We start from the raw sequence: 515 nt of genomic DNA on the forward strand, positions 1-515 counted from the left end.
ACTACCGGCGCAATGGGTGGTGGACTGTCGCCCTGTGGGCCGCGGCCTACCCGCCCTGAAATATCTGTCCCGCTACTTGTACCGCGGGGTACTGTCCGACCGGGATATTATCGGAATAGACGGTGACCAGGTGACCTTCCGCTACCGCGAGGGGAAAACCAATCACTGGCAACACCGCACCTTACCCATCGTCAGGTTCCTGGGGCTGATACTGCAACACGCCTTGCCCAAGGGGCTGCAACGAGTACGGGACTACGGGCTGCTGCACGGTAGCGCCAGGGCGGTACGGTTGATTATCCAGTTGTTGTTGATGCGACTGGGATGGCGCGGGCTGCCAGGGGAGCCGGCAACGATGACCAAAGCCAGCCGCAGTTGCCCGCACTGCGTACAAAGCATGGTGTGCACCGGTATCACCCGAACGGGATAGCCGAAAGGCGGGCACAATAAGGATAATGGCCTCAACAACAGAGGAGAAGCACGACCGTCACTCACAGAGCACTGTAACTAACTGAAGT

Annotated in this window: 1 protein-coding gene; it reads left to right on the forward strand. The window is 59.4% G+C overall.

Annotated features, from left to right (window positions below; translation table 11 throughout):
- Nucleotides 1-427 (forward strand): transposase (locus ABD827_RS17770; protein WP_344966036.1); only part of this gene is annotated, 427 nt, incomplete at its 5' end.
- Nucleotides 428-515 lie beyond the last annotated feature (88 nt).

Origin of the sequence: Oceanisphaera sediminis, assembly GCF_039539745.1 — a bacterium.
Classification (GTDB): Bacteria; Pseudomonadota; Gammaproteobacteria; order Enterobacterales; family Aeromonadaceae; genus Oceanimonas; species Oceanimonas sediminis.